Consider the following 18,840-nt stretch of genomic DNA (forward strand, 5'->3'; position numbering starts at 1 on the left):
ATTTCATTAATATATCATTCCTTTTTAATAACAATCGACTTCACCCGAAGTTCCTTCCCTTTAAGGATTTTAACTAAATAGGAGCCACAATGGGGACAAGGGGAAAACAAGGCGTTCATTGGGAAAATGGTCTCACAGTCGCTACACTGTCCTTCCCCCTCAATATAATGACGGATAATCCGGGCCTTTTCCAGCTTGCTACCTTTTATGGCGCTATCCAATGCGAACTCTAAGGTTTGGATCTCTACGCCGGACAAATGTCCTATCTCTAACTCCAACTCTTCGACCACCGAGGCTCCCCGGTTATCCGCTTGTTCCTCGACCAGCTCCACGATGCTACGGGCTATAGACAACTCATGCATATCTGATCTCTTTTAAAAGGGAGTCACCGAGGCGATCGTTAATTGCCCCACGGCTATCCCCCCATCGTTACAAGGTATACGAGACGGAATATAGACGGGGACCCCAGCCATGATGAACTGTCTCCTCATCGACTCCGTCAATAATTTATTCTGGAAACATCCTCCCGAGATAACCACTTGTGTCGCTTTCGTCCGTTTAATCAACAAGCGGGCTTTCTGCACAAACAAGGAAGCCAATGTCGTATGGAAACGGGCGGATATCAAGCTCACCGGGACCTCGTTCGTCTTATCATGCAATAATGCCTCAAACAAAGAATAAAAAGAGATTTCCTCTCCCTCCGCCGAGACTGGATACGCATAAGCGTTCCTCTCTCCCATCGCCGCCTGCTCCAATAAGACCGGAGCCTCCGCTTGGTGGCTGGAGACATCGCAAATCCCCAATAAAGAAGCTACCGCATCAAACAGCCGGCCAGCGCTGGATGTATAGGGTGTATTCACACCTTTCTCCATCATTCGTTCAAGCATAGCGATCCTTTCCGTGCCTATGCGTTCCACGAAATCGGCCGGATAAGGAATACCCGACGGTTCGTCCTTGAAATAATGCCACAAATAGGCGACAACCATTCGCCATGGCTCCTCAGCCGCCTTGTCGCCTCCCGGTAACGGGACATACTCAAAATGGGAAAGGCGACGGTATTTCGCTCGGTCACAAAAGAAGAACTCGCCTCCCCAAACCTTACCATCATCACCCAGACCTGTCCCATCCATCACGATAGCGAGAACCGGCTCATTCAATCCATGCTCCAACATACAAGCAGCGGCATGAGCATGATGATGTTGTACCTTTAATAAAGGTAAGGAAAGAGATTTCGAGATACGTTCCGCCTCTTGGCTGGAAAGATAATCCGGATGCAGATCACAAACCAATCGCTGGAGATTGAAACGAAACAAATGACGAAACCGCTCCATAGATTCCGTATAGAACCGGAAAGTCTCCCAGTTCTTTAAGTCGCCAATATATTGACTTTGCAGGATCGTCTCTCCTTTTCCCAAAGCGAACGTGTTCACTTTCTCCGCACCGAAAGCCATGATCCCTTCCACATTTGTATCCGTGAAAAAGGGTTCCGGCACATAGCCTCGGGAACGACGGATCAAGCAGGGTTGTCCTCCGCAGACCTGCAACACAGAATCATCTACCCGGTTATGGATCGGGCGATTATGATGCAAGAGGATCGCTACCTTTCCCGCTAATTGCGCCTCCGCATCCTCTGGGGTGATCGCTATCGGCAAATCGCTTAGATTCCCGCTGGTCATTACCAACGCAGGTATCCCTGTACGAGCAAACCAATCGTAATGAATCGGCATATAAGACAACATACATCCTAGCGTATGCATGCCCGGATTGATTCCGGAAGCTAACCGGCTCCGTTGCCTCAGCAGCACGATCGGACGGCGCCAAGAGACGAGGCATCGCTCCTCCATCGGCTCCGTTGCCGTATAGACTTGCAAATGTTCCAGATCACGGAACATAACAGCGAATGGTTTGGTATCCCGCTGCTTTATCTCTCGCAGACGGGCAACCGCTCTCTCGTTCGAGGCATCACAAATCAAATGATAGCCTCCGATTCCTTTAGCCGCAATAACCTCTCCACCAAGCAATAGACGAGAGGTAAGTTTCAATAAGGTCTCATAATCGATATAAGTCTCCTCGTTATAAGTCGCGTAATAAGTCGGGCCACAATGATTGCAAGCGACCGGTTGGGCATGGAAACGGCGATCGATAACATTCGTATATTCTTTCTCACAATCGGGACACATAAGGAAACCGCCCATCGTTGTCTGCGAACGGTCGTAAGGAAGGTCCCGGATAATAGAGAAACGAGGGCCACAATGCGTACAATTAATAAAAGGATATCCGATTCGATGGGGTTGCGTAGTCCGGTCTCGCATACAATCCGCACAAACAGCGATATCCGGGGAGACCTGCGTGACCTCATCCGATTCTGAATGGCTGGGCGTAATCGTAAAATCGTCAAAATCATCTTCATCCATTTCCGTAGATGTATAGGAGATCCGATGGATATAAGCGACACGAGGATGCTCGGTCCGTATACGACTTATCAGCAAATCCCGATCATCCGGAGTAGCGGCAACCAATATACGTACTCCATTATTCATATTCTCCACACAACCTTTCATCCCCAGATCTTTAGCGATCCGGTAGATAAAAGGGCGAAAACCAACCCCTTGAACCAAGCCTTGAATAATCAACGCATATACTTTATTCTTCGCCATAGCACAAATATAGGAATAAATGTCTAATCAGACACGAATCGACTATCGTATTTACTAAAGAGATATTACCTATCATCTTATAAATAATATTTATCAATTTTATCTTTCCCTCTTAAACATATTAAGTATCTTTGAGGTTACTAAATAAATTGAAACGATATGTGTTTAGCGGTACCCGGAAAGATTATCTCAATCGATCGAAGCATCCCCGAAATGACCATGGCTAAAGTTGATTTCGGAGGCATCCTAAAGAATATATGTATTGAATGGGTGGATGTGAAACAGGGGGATTATATCCTCGCTCACGCAGGGATCGCTATATCTGTTGTAGATGAGAAAGAAGCGGAGGAAACACTGAAAGACCTTAAAGAATTACAAAAGTGCGTTTCGTAGACGAATATAGAAGCAACGAGAAGGTACAAACTCTTCTGGAGGCCATCCGCAAAAAGGTGACACGACCTTGGTATATCATGGAGATTTGTGGCGGGCAAACACATGCTATCGCCCGTTATCGGCTGGAAGAGATGTTGCCGCCGGATCTTCAACTGCTCCATGGGCCGGGTTGCCCGGTCTGTGTAACACCGGTCGAGACAATCGACTACGCCTTGAAGTTGGCGACACAGCCGAATGTGATCTTAGCCTCTTTCGGGGATATGATGCGAGTTCCGGGAAGTAAGGAGGATTTATTGAGCGTAAAAGCGAGAGGAGCGGATATCCGTATGCTATATACGCCCTTGGATGCCCTATCACTGGCCGAGGAGAACCCGGATAAGGAAATCGTATTCTTCGCAATTGGTTTTGAGACGACCGCACCTGTTCACCTCATGGCTTTGAAAGAGGCCATACGCCGAGGACTTCCGAACTTTTCCATATTGACTTCCCTATTCACGGTACCACCCGCTATCGAGGCTATCTTATCCGATCCGGAAAGTAAAGTAGACGGTTTCCTGACAGCCGGACATGTCTGCGCCATCACAGGCAACAGGGCCTATCACCGATTAACCGCCCGATATAAAATCCCGATGGTCGTCACCGGATTCGAGCCGGTAGATCTATTATATGGTATCTACCGCTGTGTCTCCCAGTTGGAAGCCGGAAGTTATGAGGTAGAGAACGCTTACAAACGGGCCGTCCCCGAACAAGGGAATGCCGCCGCCCGCCAACTTATGGACGAGATGCTGGAACCTTGCGACCAAGACTGGCGGGGCATCGGAATCATCCCCTCCAGCGGGCTTCAACTTCGATCCGAATATAAAAGATATTCCTCCCGAATGAGATTTCAATTGTGTCCGGAAGAAAACCAGATCGCATCCGAATGTATCGCCGGACTGATTATGAGAGGTTTGAGACACCCCTCGGACTGTCCCCATTTCGGGAAGGCCTGCCATCCCACCCATCCGCTGGGAGCCCCGATGGTCTCCTCGGAAGGGGTTTGTGCCGCTTATTATAGATATAAATAGAAAGATATGGATATACACTTGAATTGCCCGATTCCTTTTACCGACTCAGACCGTGTGCTACTGGCGCACGGAGGAGGAGGACGCATGACACACCAACTGATCAGCCAAGTATTTTATCCGGCTTTCCGGAACCCATTATTGGAGCAGGATCATGACGGATGCGTGTTTCTTATGGAAGAAGGGCGACTGGCCTACTCTACCGACTCCTTCGTGGTAGACCCGATCTTTTTCCCCGGAGGAGATATCGGTGATCTGGCGATCAACGGGACCGTTAACGATCTGGCTTGTTGCGGTGCCCGTCCTTTGTATCTGACCGCCGGGTTTATACTGGAAGAGGGCTTGCCTCTAGCAGATCTTCAGCGTATCGTACAATCCATGAAACGTGCGGCGGAGCGTGCCGGCGTACAGATCGTAGCCGGGGACACAAAAGTGGTGGAACGGGGCAAGTGCGATAAATTGTTTATCAACACCAGTGGGATCGGGATCGTCCCTCCGGGCATACGAATCGCCCCAGACCAAGCCACTCCCGGCGATGTCGTCATTTGTAGCGGCCCGATTGGTCTACATGGTATCACGATCCTTTCCGCACGGGAAAGCTTGGGATTCGAGACGGATCTAAAAAGTGATACCGCTTCGCTAAACATTATGATTTCTGAGCTGTTACATACTATAGGAGAGGTACATGTCTTACGTGATCCCACCCGAGGTGGCGTAAGCGGAACCCTCAACGAGATCGCCCAAGACGCTGGTGTGGATATCCTGCTGGACGAAGACGCCCTGCCTATTCCTGAAGCGGTACGTGCCGCATCCGAGATGCTAGGATTAGACCCGCTCTATATAGCGAACGAAGGATTAGTTCTTGTGATCCTGCCGGAAAGCCGTGCGGAACAAGCGTTACCCCTTATGAGAGGTTTCGAGGAGGGCAGGCAAGCGACCGTTATCGGTCGTATCACCAAGCAAAGCGGAGAGCAAGCCCGGGTCAAGATGAAGACATTATACGGTAACTACCGGATCATCGATATGCTAAGCGGGGAACAACTCCCCCGTATTTGTTAGAATACTTAATTGCTGAGATATGGAAAATAAAAGACCGTCCGTTTACGAAGAGTGCCGTCAGAAAGGCATCTCCCGCCGGGACTTCCTGAAGTTCTGTACCACCATGGCCGCCCTTATGGGATTGGAGGCTTCGGGAGTGGCACAGGTAGTAAATGCCTTGGAGACGAAACCCCGCCTTCCGATCATCTGGCTACACCTACAGGAATGTACCTGTTGTACCGAATCGTTTATCCGTGCCGCCCACCCGATCGTGGCGACCTTGTTGTTAGACAAGATTTCCCTAGACTATACCGAGACGCTGATGGCCGCCGCCGGCGAACAGGCCGAGGCCGCTAAGGAAGAGACCATGAAAAAGTATTACGGCAATTATCTACTGATGATCGAGGGGTCGCTACCTACCAAGGACGAGGCTTATTGTTGCGTAGGCGGCAAGAGTGCCTTGCAGATCACCGAAGAGGCCGCCGCAGGAGCTAAAGCGATCATCGCTTGGGGCAACTGCGCTTCCGCCGGTTGCGTGCAAGCGGCGAACCCGAATCCTACCGGCGCTAAAGGTATTCATAAAGTCATCAAAGGTAAACCTATTATTAATGTACAAGGCTGTCCTCCGATCGCCGACGTGATGGCGGGTGTCATTATTTATATGTTGACTTTCGAACGCATGCCGCAATTGGACGGATTGGGCCGTCCGAAGATGTTCTACTCCCGCCGAGTACATGATACGTGCTACCGCCGTGCGAATTTCGACGCCGGCTTGTTCGTGGAGAGCTTCGACGATGAGAACGCCAAGCATGGCTACTGCTTGTATAAAGTGGGATGCAAAGGTCCGAGCACCTATAACTCGTGCGGTATCATCAAATGGAACGAGGGCACCAGTTACCCGATCCAGAGCGGTCACCCCTGTTTGGGTTGCAGCGAGGAGAATTTCTGGGACAACAGCCCGTTCTATAAACGTATGCCCGATATACACGGATTCGGTATCGAGGCCACGGCGGATCAGATCGGTCTGGCTCTAGGAGCCGCTACCGCCGCCGGTATCGCCGTACATGCCGTAGCAACTAACATACGGAAAAAAGAGCTTATCGACAATGATGAGCCGGAAAGTAAATCTACGATCTAATAAAACACTACTATCATGTCAGAAAGAATTGTCATAGACCCCATTACCCGTATAGAAGGCCACCTGCGGGTAGAGGCTGAAATAGAAGGTGGCACGATCAAGAACGCTTATAGCTCGGGTACTATGGTGCGGGGCATCGAGAATATCGTAAAAGACCGGGATCCCCGGGATGTATGGGCTTTCGTAGGCCGTGTTTGCGGCGTATGTACTTCCATCCACTCGCTTGCCTCGGTACGGGCGGTCGAGAACGCACGGGGTATCGTGATCCCTCCCAACGCCAGTATGGTTCGTAATATCATGCAAGCCGTATTGTACATGCATGACCATACGGTGCATTTCTATCAATTGCATGCATTGGATTGGGTAGATGTGGTATCCGCCTTAAAAGCCGATCCAAAAGCCGCCGCTTTACTTGCCCAGCAACTTTCTCCATGGGCAAAGAATACCGAGGGGTATTTCACCGCCACTCAAGAACGACTAAAGAAGTTCGTTGCCAGCGGGCAGCTTGGTATATTCGCCAATGGGTATTGGGGACATCCGGACTATAAACTTACGCCGGAACAGAACCTTATCGCTACCGTCCATTATCTGGACGCATTGGAATGGCAGAAAGAGGTCGTCAAGGTACACGCTGTGTTCGGGGGCAAGAATCCGCATCCAAACTATATCGTAGGCGGTATGCCTTGCAGCATCGACTTAAATGAGGCCAATGCGATCAACGCAGATCGACTCGCTCTGGTAAAGCAGAAACTAGAGGAGGCGAAAACTTTCATTAATCAAGTGTATATCCCAGATTTATTGATGATCGCCAACGTCTATAAAGACAAATGGAGTAAGATTGGCGGAGGCGTACGAAACTATTTGTCTTACGGAGACTACCCGGTGTTCGATCTCGGGGAAGTGGAAAGTTATAAGATCCCCAGAGGAATCGTCTTGGATCGTGACCTTAGCAAGGTACATCCCGTAGACGCTAACTCCCCGGAAGAAATCAAGGAGTACATTTATCATTCATGGTATAAATACACGCAAGGAGACAAAGCCGGTTTGCATCCCTACGAGGGAGAGACCCATCTGGAATATACTGGCCCTCGTCCCCCCTATAAGTTATTGGACGTAGAGGATAAATATAGTTGGATCAAGACGCCACGGTGGAAACAGGAACCAATGGAAGTGGGTCCGTTAGCCCGTTTGATCGTAGCTTACGCCGCAGGGAAGGAACCTCAAAAGAGTATCGTAGACGAGACTTTACGTCAGCTTGACTTACCGGTAGATGCTTTATTCTCTACCCTAGGACGTACCGCCGCTCGTGGATTGGAATGTAGAATGGCAGCAGACTGGGCCCTTGAGTTTTTCAACCAATTGATCAAGAACCTCGAGAACGGGGATTCCCGGATGGCAAACAGTGCCGAATGGGAACGGGAGAACTGGCCCGATCATGAGCAAGGCGTAGGATTGGCCGAAGCTCCCCGTGGAGCATTAGCCCATTTTATCGTGATCGACAAGAACCGGGTAAAGAACTACCAGATGGTAGTGCCTACTACTTGGAACGCCTCACCGAGGGATGAGAACGGCGTATTGTCCGCCTACGAATCCGCTTTGATCGGTACGCCGATATACGATCCGAAGCAACCCCTAGAGATTCTTCGGACGATCCACTCTTTCGATCCTTGTCTGGCTTGTGCCGTGCATCTGTATGACGAGGAAGGAAAATATGTGCACCAAGTTGATACATTCTAAAAAACAATAGAGCCATGAAGAGTCGTAAGAAACGTTTAAGAGAAGTGTATGTATGGGAATTACCCGTACGTATCTATCATTGGGTGAATGCGCTCTGTATCGTCATACTCTGCGTGACAGGCTTTATCATCGCCGATCCTCCCGCAATCATGTCCGCTTCGGAGGCTTATTTCAGCTATTGGTTCGGCGTGGTTCGGTTTATCCATTTCGTAACAGCGTTCGTATTCTTCTTCAATTTCGTATTCCGGCTTTATTGGGGATTCGTCGGGAATCGTTATGCCAGATGGAATAACTTCATCCCTTTAAAGAAATCCCAATGGAAAGAGGTATTGGAGGTGATCAAGGTAGATATCTTGATGATTAAGAACAAACCGGTAGACAGTATCGGGCATAACGCCTTGGCTAGCTTGATTTATTTCGGAACTTTCTGGGCATTTTTGTTACAAAGTATCACAGGATTCGGCCTGTACGCGAAGATGAGCCAGTCCTTCTTCCCGCAACTGTTCGCATGGACAGTTCCCTTGATGGGCGGGGATTTGATGGCTCGCCAGATCCATCATTTCCTGATGTGGTTCTTCATCCTTTTCGCTATCGTTCATATTTATCTGGTATTTTATCATGACTATATCGAGCAACGTGGCGAGACTTCGTCCATCATCGGTGGCTGGAAGTTTATCGAGGAAGACATAGCGGACAAGGAAGAGGTAACCGAGACTGCCGAGACTATCACTAAGATCGCTAAAAAAGGATGAAAGCGGAGAAGGAAACATTAGTATTAGGAGTAGGCAATTTATTGCTGAAAGACGAAGGGGTAGGCATACACGTTATCAAGGCTTTAGAAAACGAGAAGCTCCCGGCTCACGTCCATTTGATGGACGGGGGCACGGGAGGGCTTCATTTATTAAGTTGGCTGCAAGGATATGACCGTATCATCATGATCGATGCCACGCTGGATAATAACCCTCCGGGCACCGTCCGTCTGATCCAACCTCGTTACGCTACCGACTTTCCCCCGCTTATGAGCGCCCACGAGATCGGTCTAAAAGATATGATCGACGCCATGATCCTGACCGACGATCTCCCGGAAACCCATCTCATTGTCATCTCCGCCCTCAATATCAACGAGGTCGGAATGGATCTGACACCCGAGGTAAAAGCGGCGGTTCCGAAAGTGATCCGGATGATACAAGAGATTATTTCAATACATAATAGAGCATACCGGCAATAGCGGCCCCAGCTATCGGCCCTAAAACAGGTACCCAAGCATACTCCCAATGGCTGCTGCCTTTTCCCTTGATCGGCAAAATAAAGTGTATGAACCGGGGAGCTAAATCACGGGCAGGGTTAATCGCGTAACCGGTAGTTCCACCTAAGGAAAGGCCGATTACCCAGACCGTAAACGCTACCGGAATGGCACCTACCGAACCTAAACCTATCGGCAAGGTACTATTGCTTTCGTAGGTTAGTTCTCCGTCCGTTATAAAAAATACGACAAACATCAAGGCGAACGTACCGATCATCTCACCTAAGAAATTAATTGGATAATCTTTGATAGCAGGACTCGTACAGAATACGCCTAATTCCGCATCCGGATCATCCGTAGCGTTGAAGTGATCCTTATAAACCAGCCAGACCAATAAAGCGCCCAAAGCGGCACCTATCATTTGCCCGGCTATATAAGTACATACATCACACCAAGGGAAAGTCCCTCCGATCGCCAAGCCGATCGATACCGCCGGATTCAAATGTGCGCCACTATAAGGGCCGGCTACCACAACACCGATAAATACGCCTAAAGCCCAAGCGGTCGTTATCGCTATCCAGCCCGCTCCATTGCCTTTTGTTTTCGACAAACAGACATTCGCTACAACTCCTCCTCCCATCAGGATCAAGAGCATAGTCCCTAATAATTCCGCTAAAAATGGAGACATAAGATAATAATTTAAGAATTTGTTAACTTGTTAATCTGCCTATAAGATGATTTTCATTATTCAGCCCAATTCTGAGAACGCCCCACCGCCTTATGCCATTCGTTCAATAATTTACGGGCGGTATCCTCTTTCATTTGTGGGTTAAAGACCTTATCCAAGCACCATTGTTCTTTCAGTTCATCGATATCCTTCCAATAGCCGATCGCCAAGCCCGCCAAATAAGCGGCTCCCAAAGCAGTCGTCTCCAATACATTCGGACGTACGACCGGACAGCGGCAGATATCGGACTGGAATTGCATCAAGAAGTTATTAGCGATAGCACCGCCATCTACCCGAATCTCTTTCGGCTTGGCGTGAATATCGTTTTCCATGGCCATCAATACATCATATACTTGATAGCAGATGCCCTCCAAAGCCGCACGGGTCAAGTGGGCCGCCGTAGTTCCGCGGGTAATCCCGATAATAGCGCCACGTGCGTATTGATCCCAATACGGCGCACCCAAGCCTGTTAACGCCGGCACAAAATAAACGCCCCCATTATCACTGACGGATTTCGCCATTTGCTCCGTAATCGAGGCATTCGGAATCAAGCCGATCCCATCCCTCAACCATTGAACGACGGCACCTCCCACAAAGACACTACCTTCCAGCGCATAGGTCGTCTGATCCCCTAATTTCCATGCGATCGTTGTCAATAGGTTATTCTGGGAAAGAACGGGTTCCTTACCGGTATTCAGGATCATAAAGCAGCCGGTTCCGTAGGTTGTCTTGATCATACCATCCTCTACGCAGAGCTGGCCGAACAGAGCCGCCTGTTGGTCGCCGGCCATACCGGATACCGGAATGCCTTTCTTAAAAATAGGAGTTGATGTCTCGCAGTAAACCTCGCTACAGGCTTTCACTTGCGGTAACATCGAGGCAGGTATTGTAAACAAGTCCAATAACTCTTGGTCCCATTGCAAAGTACGGATATTGAAAAGCATGGTACGGGAAGCGTTCGTCACATCCGTAATGAATTGAGCGCCCCGGGTAAGTTTCCAAACCAGCCAAGTATCTACCGTTCCAAAGCATAGTTCTCCCCGCTCCGCACGCTCCCGGATACCCTTTACGTTATCCAATATCCATTTTATCTTCGTGGCGGAGAAATAAGCGTCGATCACCAACCCGGTCTTCTGCAGGATACGTTCCGCCCAGCCTTGGGATTTAAGTTCCTCGCAATAATCCGCCGTACGGCGATCCTGCCATACGATCGCATTGTATACGGGAAAGCCAGTCTCCCGGTCCCAGATGATGGTAGTCTCCCGTTGGTTAGCGATTCCGATACAGGCGATATGGCTATCCGTGACATCCGCTTTTGCCATCGCCTCCTTGATGACAGACGATTGGGTGTACCAAATCTCATTCGGGTCGTGCTCTACCCAGCCCGGTTTCGGGAAATACTGTTGGAATGGCTTCTGAGCCAACGTAATAATAGTTCCTTGATGATTAAACAGGATAGCCCGGGAGCTAGTGGTTCCCTGATCGATCGCCAACACATATTTATTTCGAAAATTCATATCCTTCTATATTAGTATCGTTTATCAATTTGTCAATTCAGTATATAATTCGAGGCAACCTCATTAAACGCCTTTACCTGAGCAGAGGTCCAAGTCTCGTCCTTTCCCCATTCCGTAGCCAGAATCCCCGCTACTTTAGGAGCCATCGCCATCGCCGCCCGTGCGTCTAAGAATAAGATACGCAAACGGCGGGCCAATACATCCTCCAAAGTACGAGGCATCTCATTACGGACCAGCCAAGTTACCTCTCCTACCGTATAGGCATAGTCCGGATGCAACTTCTCCGCCATAGCGGGGGAAGAGGCCACTAAGTTACGGATTTCGTCGGCATCCGTACCATATACGTATAAAGGATCGGAGAAATCCGGATTCTTCCGGCTACCATGGATTTGGTAACGCTCGGTAATACAATCTTTTGTAGGAATATGCATGTAACGTATCGCTAGGTCTAGGGTATCTTGGGCCATTTTCCGGTAGGTTGTCCATTTGCCTCCGATAATGGTGATCAAGCCGGATTTCTCCCGGATCAATTTATGGCTACGTGATATCTCTTTTGTCTTTTTACCTTCGCTACGGGGAGCGGCGAGCGGACGAAGCCCCGCAAACACGGATAAGACATCGCTTCGCTTGGGTGGCCGGGTCAAATAATTAGCGGCCGTATCGAGTATAAATTGGATTTCTTTCTCTAAGGCTACCGGCTCCTTTTCCGGCGATTCCATCAAGGTATCCGTTGTCCCTACCACGACTTTATCATGCCAAGGTACGGCGAACAACACACGTCCATCCGATGTCTTAGGAATCATAATGGCGCAATCACTTTGCAAGAAAGAGGAATCCAATACCAAATGGACTCCTTGGCTGGGGCGAACGGTCGGGCGTTTGCCCGGCTCGTCCATTTGCAAGATCTCATCGGCGAAGACACCGCTAGCGTTGATCACGCAACGGGATCTTACTTGATAAACCGTACCGGTCTCCTCATCTCGAACCGTAACGCCGGATACTTTGCGGTCGCCATCCTTCAGAAGCCCTATGACTTTCGCGTAGTTCAAGATACAAGCGCCAGCGTCGATAGAGCTGCGGACCATATTAATCGCAAGGCGGGAATCATCGAACTGGCCGTCGTGATAAAGCACCCCGGCGGTCATCCCTTTCGGACGAAGCATCGGAATGGTACGGAGCGCCCGTTTCGGACCGATACAAACCGAACGTCCCAGACCTAATTTTCCGGCCATCACATCATACAGGATCAGGCCTATCGTATAAAACGGGCCTTCCCACCAACGATAACAAGGGATTAAGAAGGTTTGATCTTTTACCAAATGGGGAGCGTTCTGGCGTAGCAGGCCTCGTTCGCGCAAAGCTTCCAGAACCAAGGAGACATCTCCTTGCGCCAAATAACGGACACCGCCATGGACCAACTTCGTGCTACGGCTGGAAGTTCCTTTCGTAAAGTCCGATTGTTCGAATAAGGCGACTCTATATCCTCTTGTCGAAGCATCCAGAGCGATACCTATGCCGGTAGCTCCTCCTCCGATCACAAGAAAATCAAAGACTTCAGACGGGTCTTCCAACTGAGAAATCATTTTACTACGGTCCATATAGCTCCTCCTTTATTAAGATTAACAGTCACAAATCTAACCATTAATTCTTAGTATAACAAAGGATTTGGGAAAAAGGATCAGTAGCGCTTTCTGTTTTCCATAAAGATAACTGCAGTTTCTATTGGAAGAAACAAAAGTTTCCTGCTGAAGAAACTTTTGTTTTGCTATAGGGAAACAAAAGTTTTCCTTACGAGGAATTAAAAAAAACTGTAATAGTCTGATTATTATCACTCAAACATCTTATCGATGCCTCCCGTATCCGGTGGGGTCGTGGGGCTATCTTCCTCCCCACCTTCGCTACATGGGTTCGCGTATTTCTCGGGGATCTCGAAAGTCTCGTCTTCCGAGTAGCCTAACGTTTTATCTTTATAAACCTTTTGCATATAAAGGGCGTAAATCGGTAACGCCATACTCGCTCCCTGCCCTTCCGCCAAGCGATCGAAATGGATGGAACGATCCTCGCCGCCTACCCAGCAGCCGGAAACCAAGCTAGGCGTAAATCCCATGAACCAACCGTCGGAGTTATTCTGGGTCGTTCCGGTCTTACCACCCATCTCCGCCTTGATACCGTAGCGGAAACGTACACGTCCTCCGGTACCACCGTCGATTACGCTTTTCAACATATGTAGCATCTTATAGGAAGCATCTTCCGTCAGCACCTCACTCATCTGTGGGGTAAAGTTCGCGATTGTATTTCCATATGAATCTTCTATACGGGTCACGAATAAAGGTTCTACCCGGATGCCCTTGTTGGCAAATACCGTATAGGCTCCGACCATCTCACCCACCGATACATCCGGAGTACCCAGACAGACCGAGATAACCGGATCGATATGATTCTTCAAACCGAAAGAATGAAGCAAACGAACAAACGTATAAGGTGAGAGCTGGCTCATCAGATAAGCGGTTACCCAGTTATCCGAGTTCTGTAATCCCCACTTGATCGTAACCATCTCGCCGATTCGCTTCGCGCTGGCGTTACGGGGAACCCACAAACGACCGTTCTCGTCCATCAACTGCTGCTGCACATGTAGCATCTGGTCGCAAGGGCTGATCCCCTCGATCATCGCCAACGAATAAAGGAACGGTTTCATGGTAGAACCGATCTGACGGCGACCGCCATTCACCATATCATATTGGAAGTCATTATAGTCAATACCACCTACATATGCCTTGACCTGCCCGGTGCGAGGGTCCATCGACATAAACGCCGTACGCAAGAAACTCTTATGATAACGAATCGAATCCAAGGGAGACATGATCGTATCGATCGGACCATCCCAACTAAACACACGCATATCGACAGGCTTCTCAAACTCCTTGCGCATATCGGCCTCAGCCATTCCACTCTTTTTCATCGCCCGGTAACGATCTGTCTGGTGCATCGCACGCATCAACATCGTGTCTACTTGACCGACACTTACGTCTCTTGAGAACGGAGCATAGCTACGTCCCTTCTTTTCCCGGAAGAAAGCCGGTTGAAGATCTTTACTCATATGTTCACGGACAGCGTCTTCCGCATATTTCTGCATACGGGAATCGATACTCGTATAGATTTTCAAGCCATCCGTATAAAGATTATAGTATTCCCCGTCGGCTTTTTTATTTTTGTTACACCATCCATATAATGGATTCGTCGCCCAAGATAATGAGTCCTCACTGAATTTCTGAGATTGCCAAGAGGCGTAATCCTTACGCTCCGGTTTCTTCGCGGTCATTGTCAGACGAAGGTATTCACGGAAGTAAGGAGCCAAACCGTCTTTATGGTCCATACGGGTAAAATGTACGACCAAGGGTAAAGCCTTCAACGAATCACATTCCGCCTTGGTTATGTACCCGGCCTTTTCCATCTGCTCCAAAACCGTATTACGACGGCCGATGGTACGCTTGTTATGGCGAACCGGATTGAAATAAGAAGGGTTCTTGCACATGCCTACCAACGTGGCGGCTTCCTCGATCTTCAAGGTTTTAGGGGTCTTTCCAAAATACACACGAGACGCGGATTGGATTCCCACGGCATTGTACAAGAAGTCAAACTTATTCAGATACATATTTATAATCTCTTCCTTTGTGTAATAACGTTCCAATTGAACCGCGATCACCCATTCGATCGGTTTCTGGAAAAGACGTTCCATCATATTATCGGCACTCGGCGAGAATAATTGCTTCGCTAATTGCTGGGTAATGGTACTACCGCCACCACCGCTTTTTTGCATCAAGATACCCCGCTTCACGATAGCACGAAACAAACCCTGCGCATCGATACCGCTATGTTCGGCGAACCGGATATCCTCGGTAGCGATCAAGGCTTTCACCAAATCCGGCGAAAGATCCTCATAATTCACGTAAATACGATTGTCTTTGCTATGCGCATAGGCTCCCAACGCCTTTCCGTCCGAGGAGATAACTTGGGAAGCATATTTATCAATCGGGTTCTCCAATTGTTCCACCGGAGGCATATAACCAATTGAACCATTCGCTATCGCCATAAACACCATTACCACCGCCCCTAATATAGCGAGGTATACTATCCAACAAGAAATAAGGATACCTTTTGTAATCTTTGATGCCATCTTTTTATATTTCACGGTATGGATAAGAGACTCATCTTATCCACAACGACCTATTTAAGATCACAAAAATAGAGGAAAATACGATCTTATGCAAGTTGAGGCACATATTTCGCCAACAAATAACCACCAGCTAGTAACCAAACATATAAAATAGTGGCCAAAACAAAGGGCTTAGCGCCAGCTTTCTTAAATTTCTCGATACTTGTCTCCGTACCAAGAGCAGTCATGGCCATTGTCAGCATGAATGTATCTACCTGATTGATCCCATCTACAACCGCATGAGGAAGCAAGTCGAGCGAATTGAAACCAATCACGGCCAAGAAACCAAACGCAAACCAAGGAATAGTGATCTTACCACGAGAAGGGGCAACGCCTCCGCCATTCCTCCCCCCGTTAACCACGGAATTCACGGCGGTTCGAGCCAACATGAAACTCATGACCACTAGCACAGGAGCTAACATCATCACACGAATCATTTTCACGATAATAGCCGCATCCGAAATTTCCTTTCCCATAGCGTTACCGGCTCCTACCACATGAGCTACCTCATGCAAGGTCGCACCCGTATAAAGTCCCATTTGCTCCGGGTCTAAATCAAGAATACCCGCACGATACATCACCGGATAAATAAACATAGAAAGCGTACCGAAAATCACGACTGTCGATACGGCAACCGCCGTCTTATGAGCCTCGCACTTCACGACCGGTTCAGCGCCCAATACCGCGGCAGCCCCGCAAATAGCGCTACCCGTGGCAGTCAGTAAAGCAAGGTCTTTATCCATTTTCATCAATCGTCCCACCCAAACACCGATCAAGATGGTAAGCACCACGATCACCATATCGATCAGGATTGCCGGAAGGCCGATCGCAATCACGCTCTGGAAGGTCAGCTTAAACCCATATAGTACGATACCCGCACGAAGTACTTGCTTAGTACAAAACAGGATACCCGGAACCCACGTCTCCGGCAAATGGTTTCTCAGGCTGTTGGCGTATAACATACCTAAAATAATACCGACAATCAGCGGACTGAATGACATTTGTTTAACAAACTGGAACTCCGCGATATAGAATGCGGAACAAGAGAAAAGGGCTATCAGCAAGACACCATGTAATACGTTACCTCGTTTTTCGCTAAACATAATTATTGATTTATTTAGTACAACATATCATCATTTGATTTCGTTCGCGAAAGTACATATTTTCATCCGATCCCTTACTTCACAAGTTTTTATAGCGAATAACCTAAAGTTATTGCCAATGTTGACTGGCAAAACGCATGAAACTTTCTTCCATACCGCTGTTCTGTCCCTGCGGCTCCACAAAGGAGAAAGTTCGTTCGGCCTTAAAGCCCTCAATATCTATCACTTTCAAACGTCCAGCCATCAGCTCACGTGTCACCGCCCGAATAGAAAGAATTCCCAAAGCATCGGAATTTTCCAAGAATAATTTGATACTCTCCGTACTACCTAGCTGCAATAATACGTTCAATTGCGACAGTTTGATCTGGTGTTTTGCTAAAGCCCCCTCCAAGACCTCAAGCGTACCGGAGCCGTTTTCACGAAGTACTACGGGCAAAGCACAAAGTTGTTCCAACGTCAGTTCGTCATAAGCAGCCAACTTAGACCCTACATGAGTGACAACCACTAACTCATCCTTCATAAAAGGTATATAATGCATCGTATTTTGACGGGTAGTCCCTTCCACCAATCCTAACGTTATTTTTCCATCTCGCAAAGCCAACTCTATATCCCGGCTATTCCCATTCAATACAGATACATGTATATCCGGAAACATCTTAATGAATAAAGCAAGCACGGGCGGAAGAACATATTGGGATATTGTCGTACTGGCACCTAAATGTAAATCCCCCAGAAAATTATTTGTCAACAGATTCATCTCGAAATCCAATTGACGATACGAAGCCAATAAGGAATGGGTATGCGAAAACAACAACTCGCCCGCACGAGTTAAACGGATCTGGCTACCTGTTCGTTCAAAGAGAGGCGTCTTATATTGAACCTCCAACTCATGGATATGCTTACTAATAGCGGGTTGACTAATGAACAACTCCCGGGACGCTTTCGTGAAACTTAGGTTACAAGCTACGCTATGAAATACTTTTAATCGAAAATCCATGATATTCTATCTTTTGCCGTTTTAATTTAACAAAGATAAAAATAATACTATATATTTGTGGATTGAAACATAAATATATGAATAAATATGAAATATCTATATGTTTTATTGTTGACGTTGACCGTCAATGCATGCAGTGGTCAACGCAATCAAAAAACGGAAGAATCCAATGTAGCGCCACCCACCTTTGAAATGGTCTCAGTCCCCACCCTAATCACAGACCCGGTGGAAAGGGCCGAATATTTAGTGAAACATTATTGGGATAAATTCGACTTCAAGGATACGACCTATATCCATGAACCTCAAGTGACCGAGCAGGCATTATCCAACTATATAGATTTGATGAACTATGTCTCGCCTGCGGCTATGTCTTCTTCCGTAAAAGCGATGATGAAACAAACAGAACAAGACAGTGCCATGTTTCAGTACTTTTCCGAGATGATGGAGAAATATCTATACGACCCGAACTCCCCCTTAAGGAATGAGGAAATGTATATAGCGGTATTGGAATATCTTACCGAATCCTCGTCATTAAGCGATGTGGAAAAGATACGTCCCGCCCATTTGCTAGAGCTCGCATTAAAAAACAGAATCGGGACGCCTGCGACCGATTTCACGTACACATTAGCGAACGGACAAACCGGGAAATTATACAATATAAAAGCGGATTATCTATTATTATTTTTCTATAATCCGGACTGTCATGCTTGTCAAGAAATAACCAGACAAATGGAATCGTCCTTCTTGATCAATGAATTTTCAAAAAGCAACAAACTAAAGATCTTAGCCGTTTATCCGGACGAGGATCTGGACGCATGGAAAGAACACGTTTCCGTCATGCCTAAAGATTGGATCAACTCATACGACAAAAGTGTTTCGCTTAAAAACGACGAGATCTACGACTTAAAAGCGATACCCACATTATACCTATTGAACAAAGAGAAGAAAGTATTGTTGAAAGATGCTACTTTTCAACAGATCGAAAATTATTTATCACAAACAACTAACTAATT

16 protein-coding genes are annotated in these 18,840 nt (G+C 47.8%); 8 read left to right on the plus strand and 8 right to left on the minus strand.

Annotation, left to right across the window (positions count from 1 at the left end):
• Window positions 1-14 precede the first annotated feature (14 nt).
• Both hypA and hypF read right to left on the minus strand, forming a co-directional pair.
• Window positions 15-362 carry a hydrogenase maturation nickel metallochaperone HypA gene (gene hypA, locus BDI_RS09040; RefSeq protein ID WP_005855027.1) on the minus strand — a complete coding sequence of 116 codons (348 nt, stop codon included), beginning with the start codon at window positions 360-362 and terminating at the stop codon, window positions 15-17.
• 12 nt (window positions 363-374) lie between these two features.
• Window positions 375-2,657 (minus strand): carbamoyltransferase HypF, encoded by a 2,283-nt coding sequence (hypF, locus tag BDI_RS09045; protein ID WP_005855025.1) that lies wholly within the window; start codon window positions 2,655-2,657, stop codon window positions 375-377.
• Window positions 2,658-2,816: 159 nt separating this feature from the next.
• On the opposite strand from hypF, the gene BDI_RS09050 reads away from it, so the two are divergent.
• From BDI_RS09050 to BDI_RS09080, 7 genes are read left to right on the plus strand one after another with little or no spacing between them, the layout of a single operon-like run.
• Window positions 2,817-3,050 carry a HypC/HybG/HupF family hydrogenase formation chaperone gene (locus tag BDI_RS09050; RefSeq protein ID WP_005865048.1) on the plus strand — a complete coding sequence of 78 codons (234 nt, stop codon included), beginning with the start codon at window positions 2,817-2,819 and terminating at the stop codon, window positions 3,048-3,050.
• Window positions 3,038-4,117 carry a hydrogenase formation protein HypD gene (gene hypD / locus BDI_RS09055; RefSeq protein ID WP_005855021.1) on the plus strand — a complete coding sequence of 360 codons (1,080 nt, stop codon included), beginning with the start codon at window positions 3,038-3,040 and terminating at the stop codon, window positions 4,115-4,117. Before BDI_RS09050 ends, hypD begins: the two co-directional genes overlap by 13 nt.
• Before the next feature lie 6 nt (window positions 4,118-4,123).
• Complete coding sequence (gene hypE, locus BDI_RS09060; protein ID WP_005855019.1) at window positions 4,124-5,173, plus strand: hydrogenase expression/formation protein HypE; 1,050 nt, start codon at window positions 4,124-4,126, stop codon at window positions 5,171-5,173.
• A gap of 19 nt (window positions 5,174-5,192) precedes the next feature.
• Complete coding sequence (locus BDI_RS09065) at window positions 5,193-6,290, plus strand: hydrogenase small subunit (RefSeq protein ID WP_005855017.1); 1,098 nt, start codon at window positions 5,193-5,195, stop codon at window positions 6,288-6,290.
• A gap of 15 nt (window positions 6,291-6,305) precedes the next feature.
• Entirely contained in the window at window positions 6,306-8,027 is a 1,722-nt protein-coding gene (locus BDI_RS09070) for a nickel-dependent hydrogenase large subunit (protein ID WP_005855015.1), read from the plus strand.
• A 14-nt stretch (window positions 8,028-8,041) separates the two neighbouring features.
• Window positions 8,042-8,779, plus strand: a complete 738-nt coding sequence (gene cybH, locus BDI_RS09075; RefSeq protein WP_008773316.1) for a Ni/Fe-hydrogenase, b-type cytochrome subunit — start codon at window positions 8,042-8,044, stop codon at window positions 8,777-8,779.
• Entirely contained in the window at window positions 8,776-9,255 is a 480-nt protein-coding gene (locus BDI_RS09080; protein WP_005855012.1) for a HyaD/HybD family hydrogenase maturation endopeptidase, read from the plus strand. The genes cybH and BDI_RS09080 overlap by 4 nt, the downstream gene beginning before the upstream one ends.
• Here BDI_RS09080 and BDI_RS09085 read toward each other — a convergent pair.
• The 6 genes from BDI_RS09085 to BDI_RS09110 form a co-directional block, all read right to left on the minus strand.
• Complete coding sequence (locus BDI_RS09085) at window positions 9,221-9,958, minus strand: MIP/aquaporin family protein (RefSeq protein WP_005855011.1); 738 nt, start codon at window positions 9,956-9,958, stop codon at window positions 9,221-9,223. The genes BDI_RS09080 and BDI_RS09085 overlap by 35 nt on opposite strands.
• Before the next feature lie 56 nt (window positions 9,959-10,014).
• Window positions 10,015-11,514, minus strand: a complete 1,500-nt coding sequence (gene glpK / locus BDI_RS09090; protein WP_005855008.1) for a glycerol kinase GlpK — start codon at window positions 11,512-11,514, stop codon at window positions 10,015-10,017.
• Window positions 11,515-11,546: 32 nt separating this feature from the next.
• Complete coding sequence (locus tag BDI_RS09095) at window positions 11,547-13,112, minus strand: glycerol-3-phosphate dehydrogenase/oxidase (RefSeq protein ID WP_011966599.1); 1,566 nt, start codon at window positions 13,110-13,112, stop codon at window positions 11,547-11,549.
• A gap of 230 nt (window positions 13,113-13,342) precedes the next feature.
• Window positions 13,343-15,688 carry a transglycosylase domain-containing protein gene (locus BDI_RS09100; protein ID WP_005855004.1) on the minus strand — a complete coding sequence of 782 codons (2,346 nt, stop codon included), beginning with the start codon at window positions 15,686-15,688 and terminating at the stop codon, window positions 13,343-13,345.
• Window positions 15,689-15,774: 86 nt separating this feature from the next.
• Entirely contained in the window at window positions 15,775-16,830 is a 1,056-nt protein-coding gene (locus tag BDI_RS09105) for a YeiH family protein (protein WP_005855002.1), read from the minus strand.
• A 109-nt stretch (window positions 16,831-16,939) separates the two neighbouring features.
• Window positions 16,940-17,827, minus strand: a complete 888-nt coding sequence (locus BDI_RS09110; RefSeq protein WP_005855000.1) for a LysR family transcriptional regulator — start codon at window positions 17,825-17,827, stop codon at window positions 16,940-16,942.
• An 87-nt stretch (window positions 17,828-17,914) separates the two neighbouring features.
• Here BDI_RS09110 and BDI_RS09115 point away from each other — a divergent pair, with 87 nt between their 5' ends.
• Window positions 17,915-18,838 (plus strand): DUF5106 domain-containing protein, encoded by a 924-nt coding sequence (locus BDI_RS09115; protein ID WP_005854998.1) that lies wholly within the window; start codon window positions 17,915-17,917, stop codon window positions 18,836-18,838.
• Window positions 18,839-18,840 lie beyond the last annotated feature (2 nt).

Source organism: Parabacteroides distasonis ATCC 8503 (genome assembly GCF_000012845.1).
Lineage (GTDB): Bacteria > Bacteroidota > Bacteroidia > Bacteroidales > Tannerellaceae > Parabacteroides > Parabacteroides distasonis.

Bases quoted from the DNA above. Each gene is read 5' to 3' on its own strand.
- hypA (WP_005855027.1), bottom strand. From the start codon at position 362: ATGCATGAGTTGTCTATAGCCCGTAGCATCGTGGAGCTGGTCGAGGAA.
- hypF (WP_005855025.1), bottom strand. From the start codon at position 2,657: ATGGCGAAGAATAAAGTATATGCGTTGATTATTCAAGGCTTGGTTCAA.
- BDI_RS09050 (WP_005865048.1), top strand. From the start codon at position 2,817: ATGTGTTTAGCGGTACCCGGAAAGATTATCTCAATCGATCGAAGCATC.
- hypE (WP_005855019.1), top strand. From the start codon at position 4,124: ATGGATATACACTTGAATTGCCCGATTCCTTTTACCGACTCAGACCGT.
- BDI_RS09065 (WP_005855017.1), top strand. From the start codon at position 5,193: ATGGAAAATAAAAGACCGTCCGTTTACGAAGAGTGCCGTCAGAAAGGC.
- BDI_RS09070 (WP_005855015.1), top strand. From the start codon at position 6,306: ATGTCAGAAAGAATTGTCATAGACCCCATTACCCGTATAGAAGGCCAC.
- cybH (WP_008773316.1), top strand. From the start codon at position 8,042: ATGAAGAGTCGTAAGAAACGTTTAAGAGAAGTGTATGTATGGGAATTA.
- BDI_RS09080 (WP_005855012.1), top strand. From the start codon at position 8,776: ATGAAAGCGGAGAAGGAAACATTAGTATTAGGAGTAGGCAATTTATTG.
- BDI_RS09085 (WP_005855011.1), bottom strand. From the start codon at position 9,958: ATGTCTCCATTTTTAGCGGAATTATTAGGGACTATGCTCTTGATCCTG.
- glpK (WP_005855008.1), bottom strand. From the start codon at position 11,514: ATGAATTTTCGAAATAAATATGTGTTGGCGATCGATCAGGGAACCACT.
- BDI_RS09095 (WP_011966599.1), bottom strand. From the start codon at position 13,112: ATGGACCGTAGTAAAATGATTTCTCAGTTGGAAGACCCGTCTGAAGTC.
- BDI_RS09100 (WP_005855004.1), bottom strand. From the start codon at position 15,688: ATGGCATCAAAGATTACAAAAGGTATCCTTATTTCTTGTTGGATAGTA.
- BDI_RS09105 (WP_005855002.1), bottom strand. From the start codon at position 16,830: ATGTTTAGCGAAAAACGAGGTAACGTATTACATGGTGTCTTGCTGATA.
- BDI_RS09110 (WP_005855000.1), bottom strand. From the start codon at position 17,827: ATGGATTTTCGATTAAAAGTATTTCATAGCGTAGCTTGTAACCTAAGT.
- BDI_RS09115 (WP_005854998.1), top strand. From the start codon at position 17,915: ATGAAATATCTATATGTTTTATTGTTGACGTTGACCGTCAATGCATGC.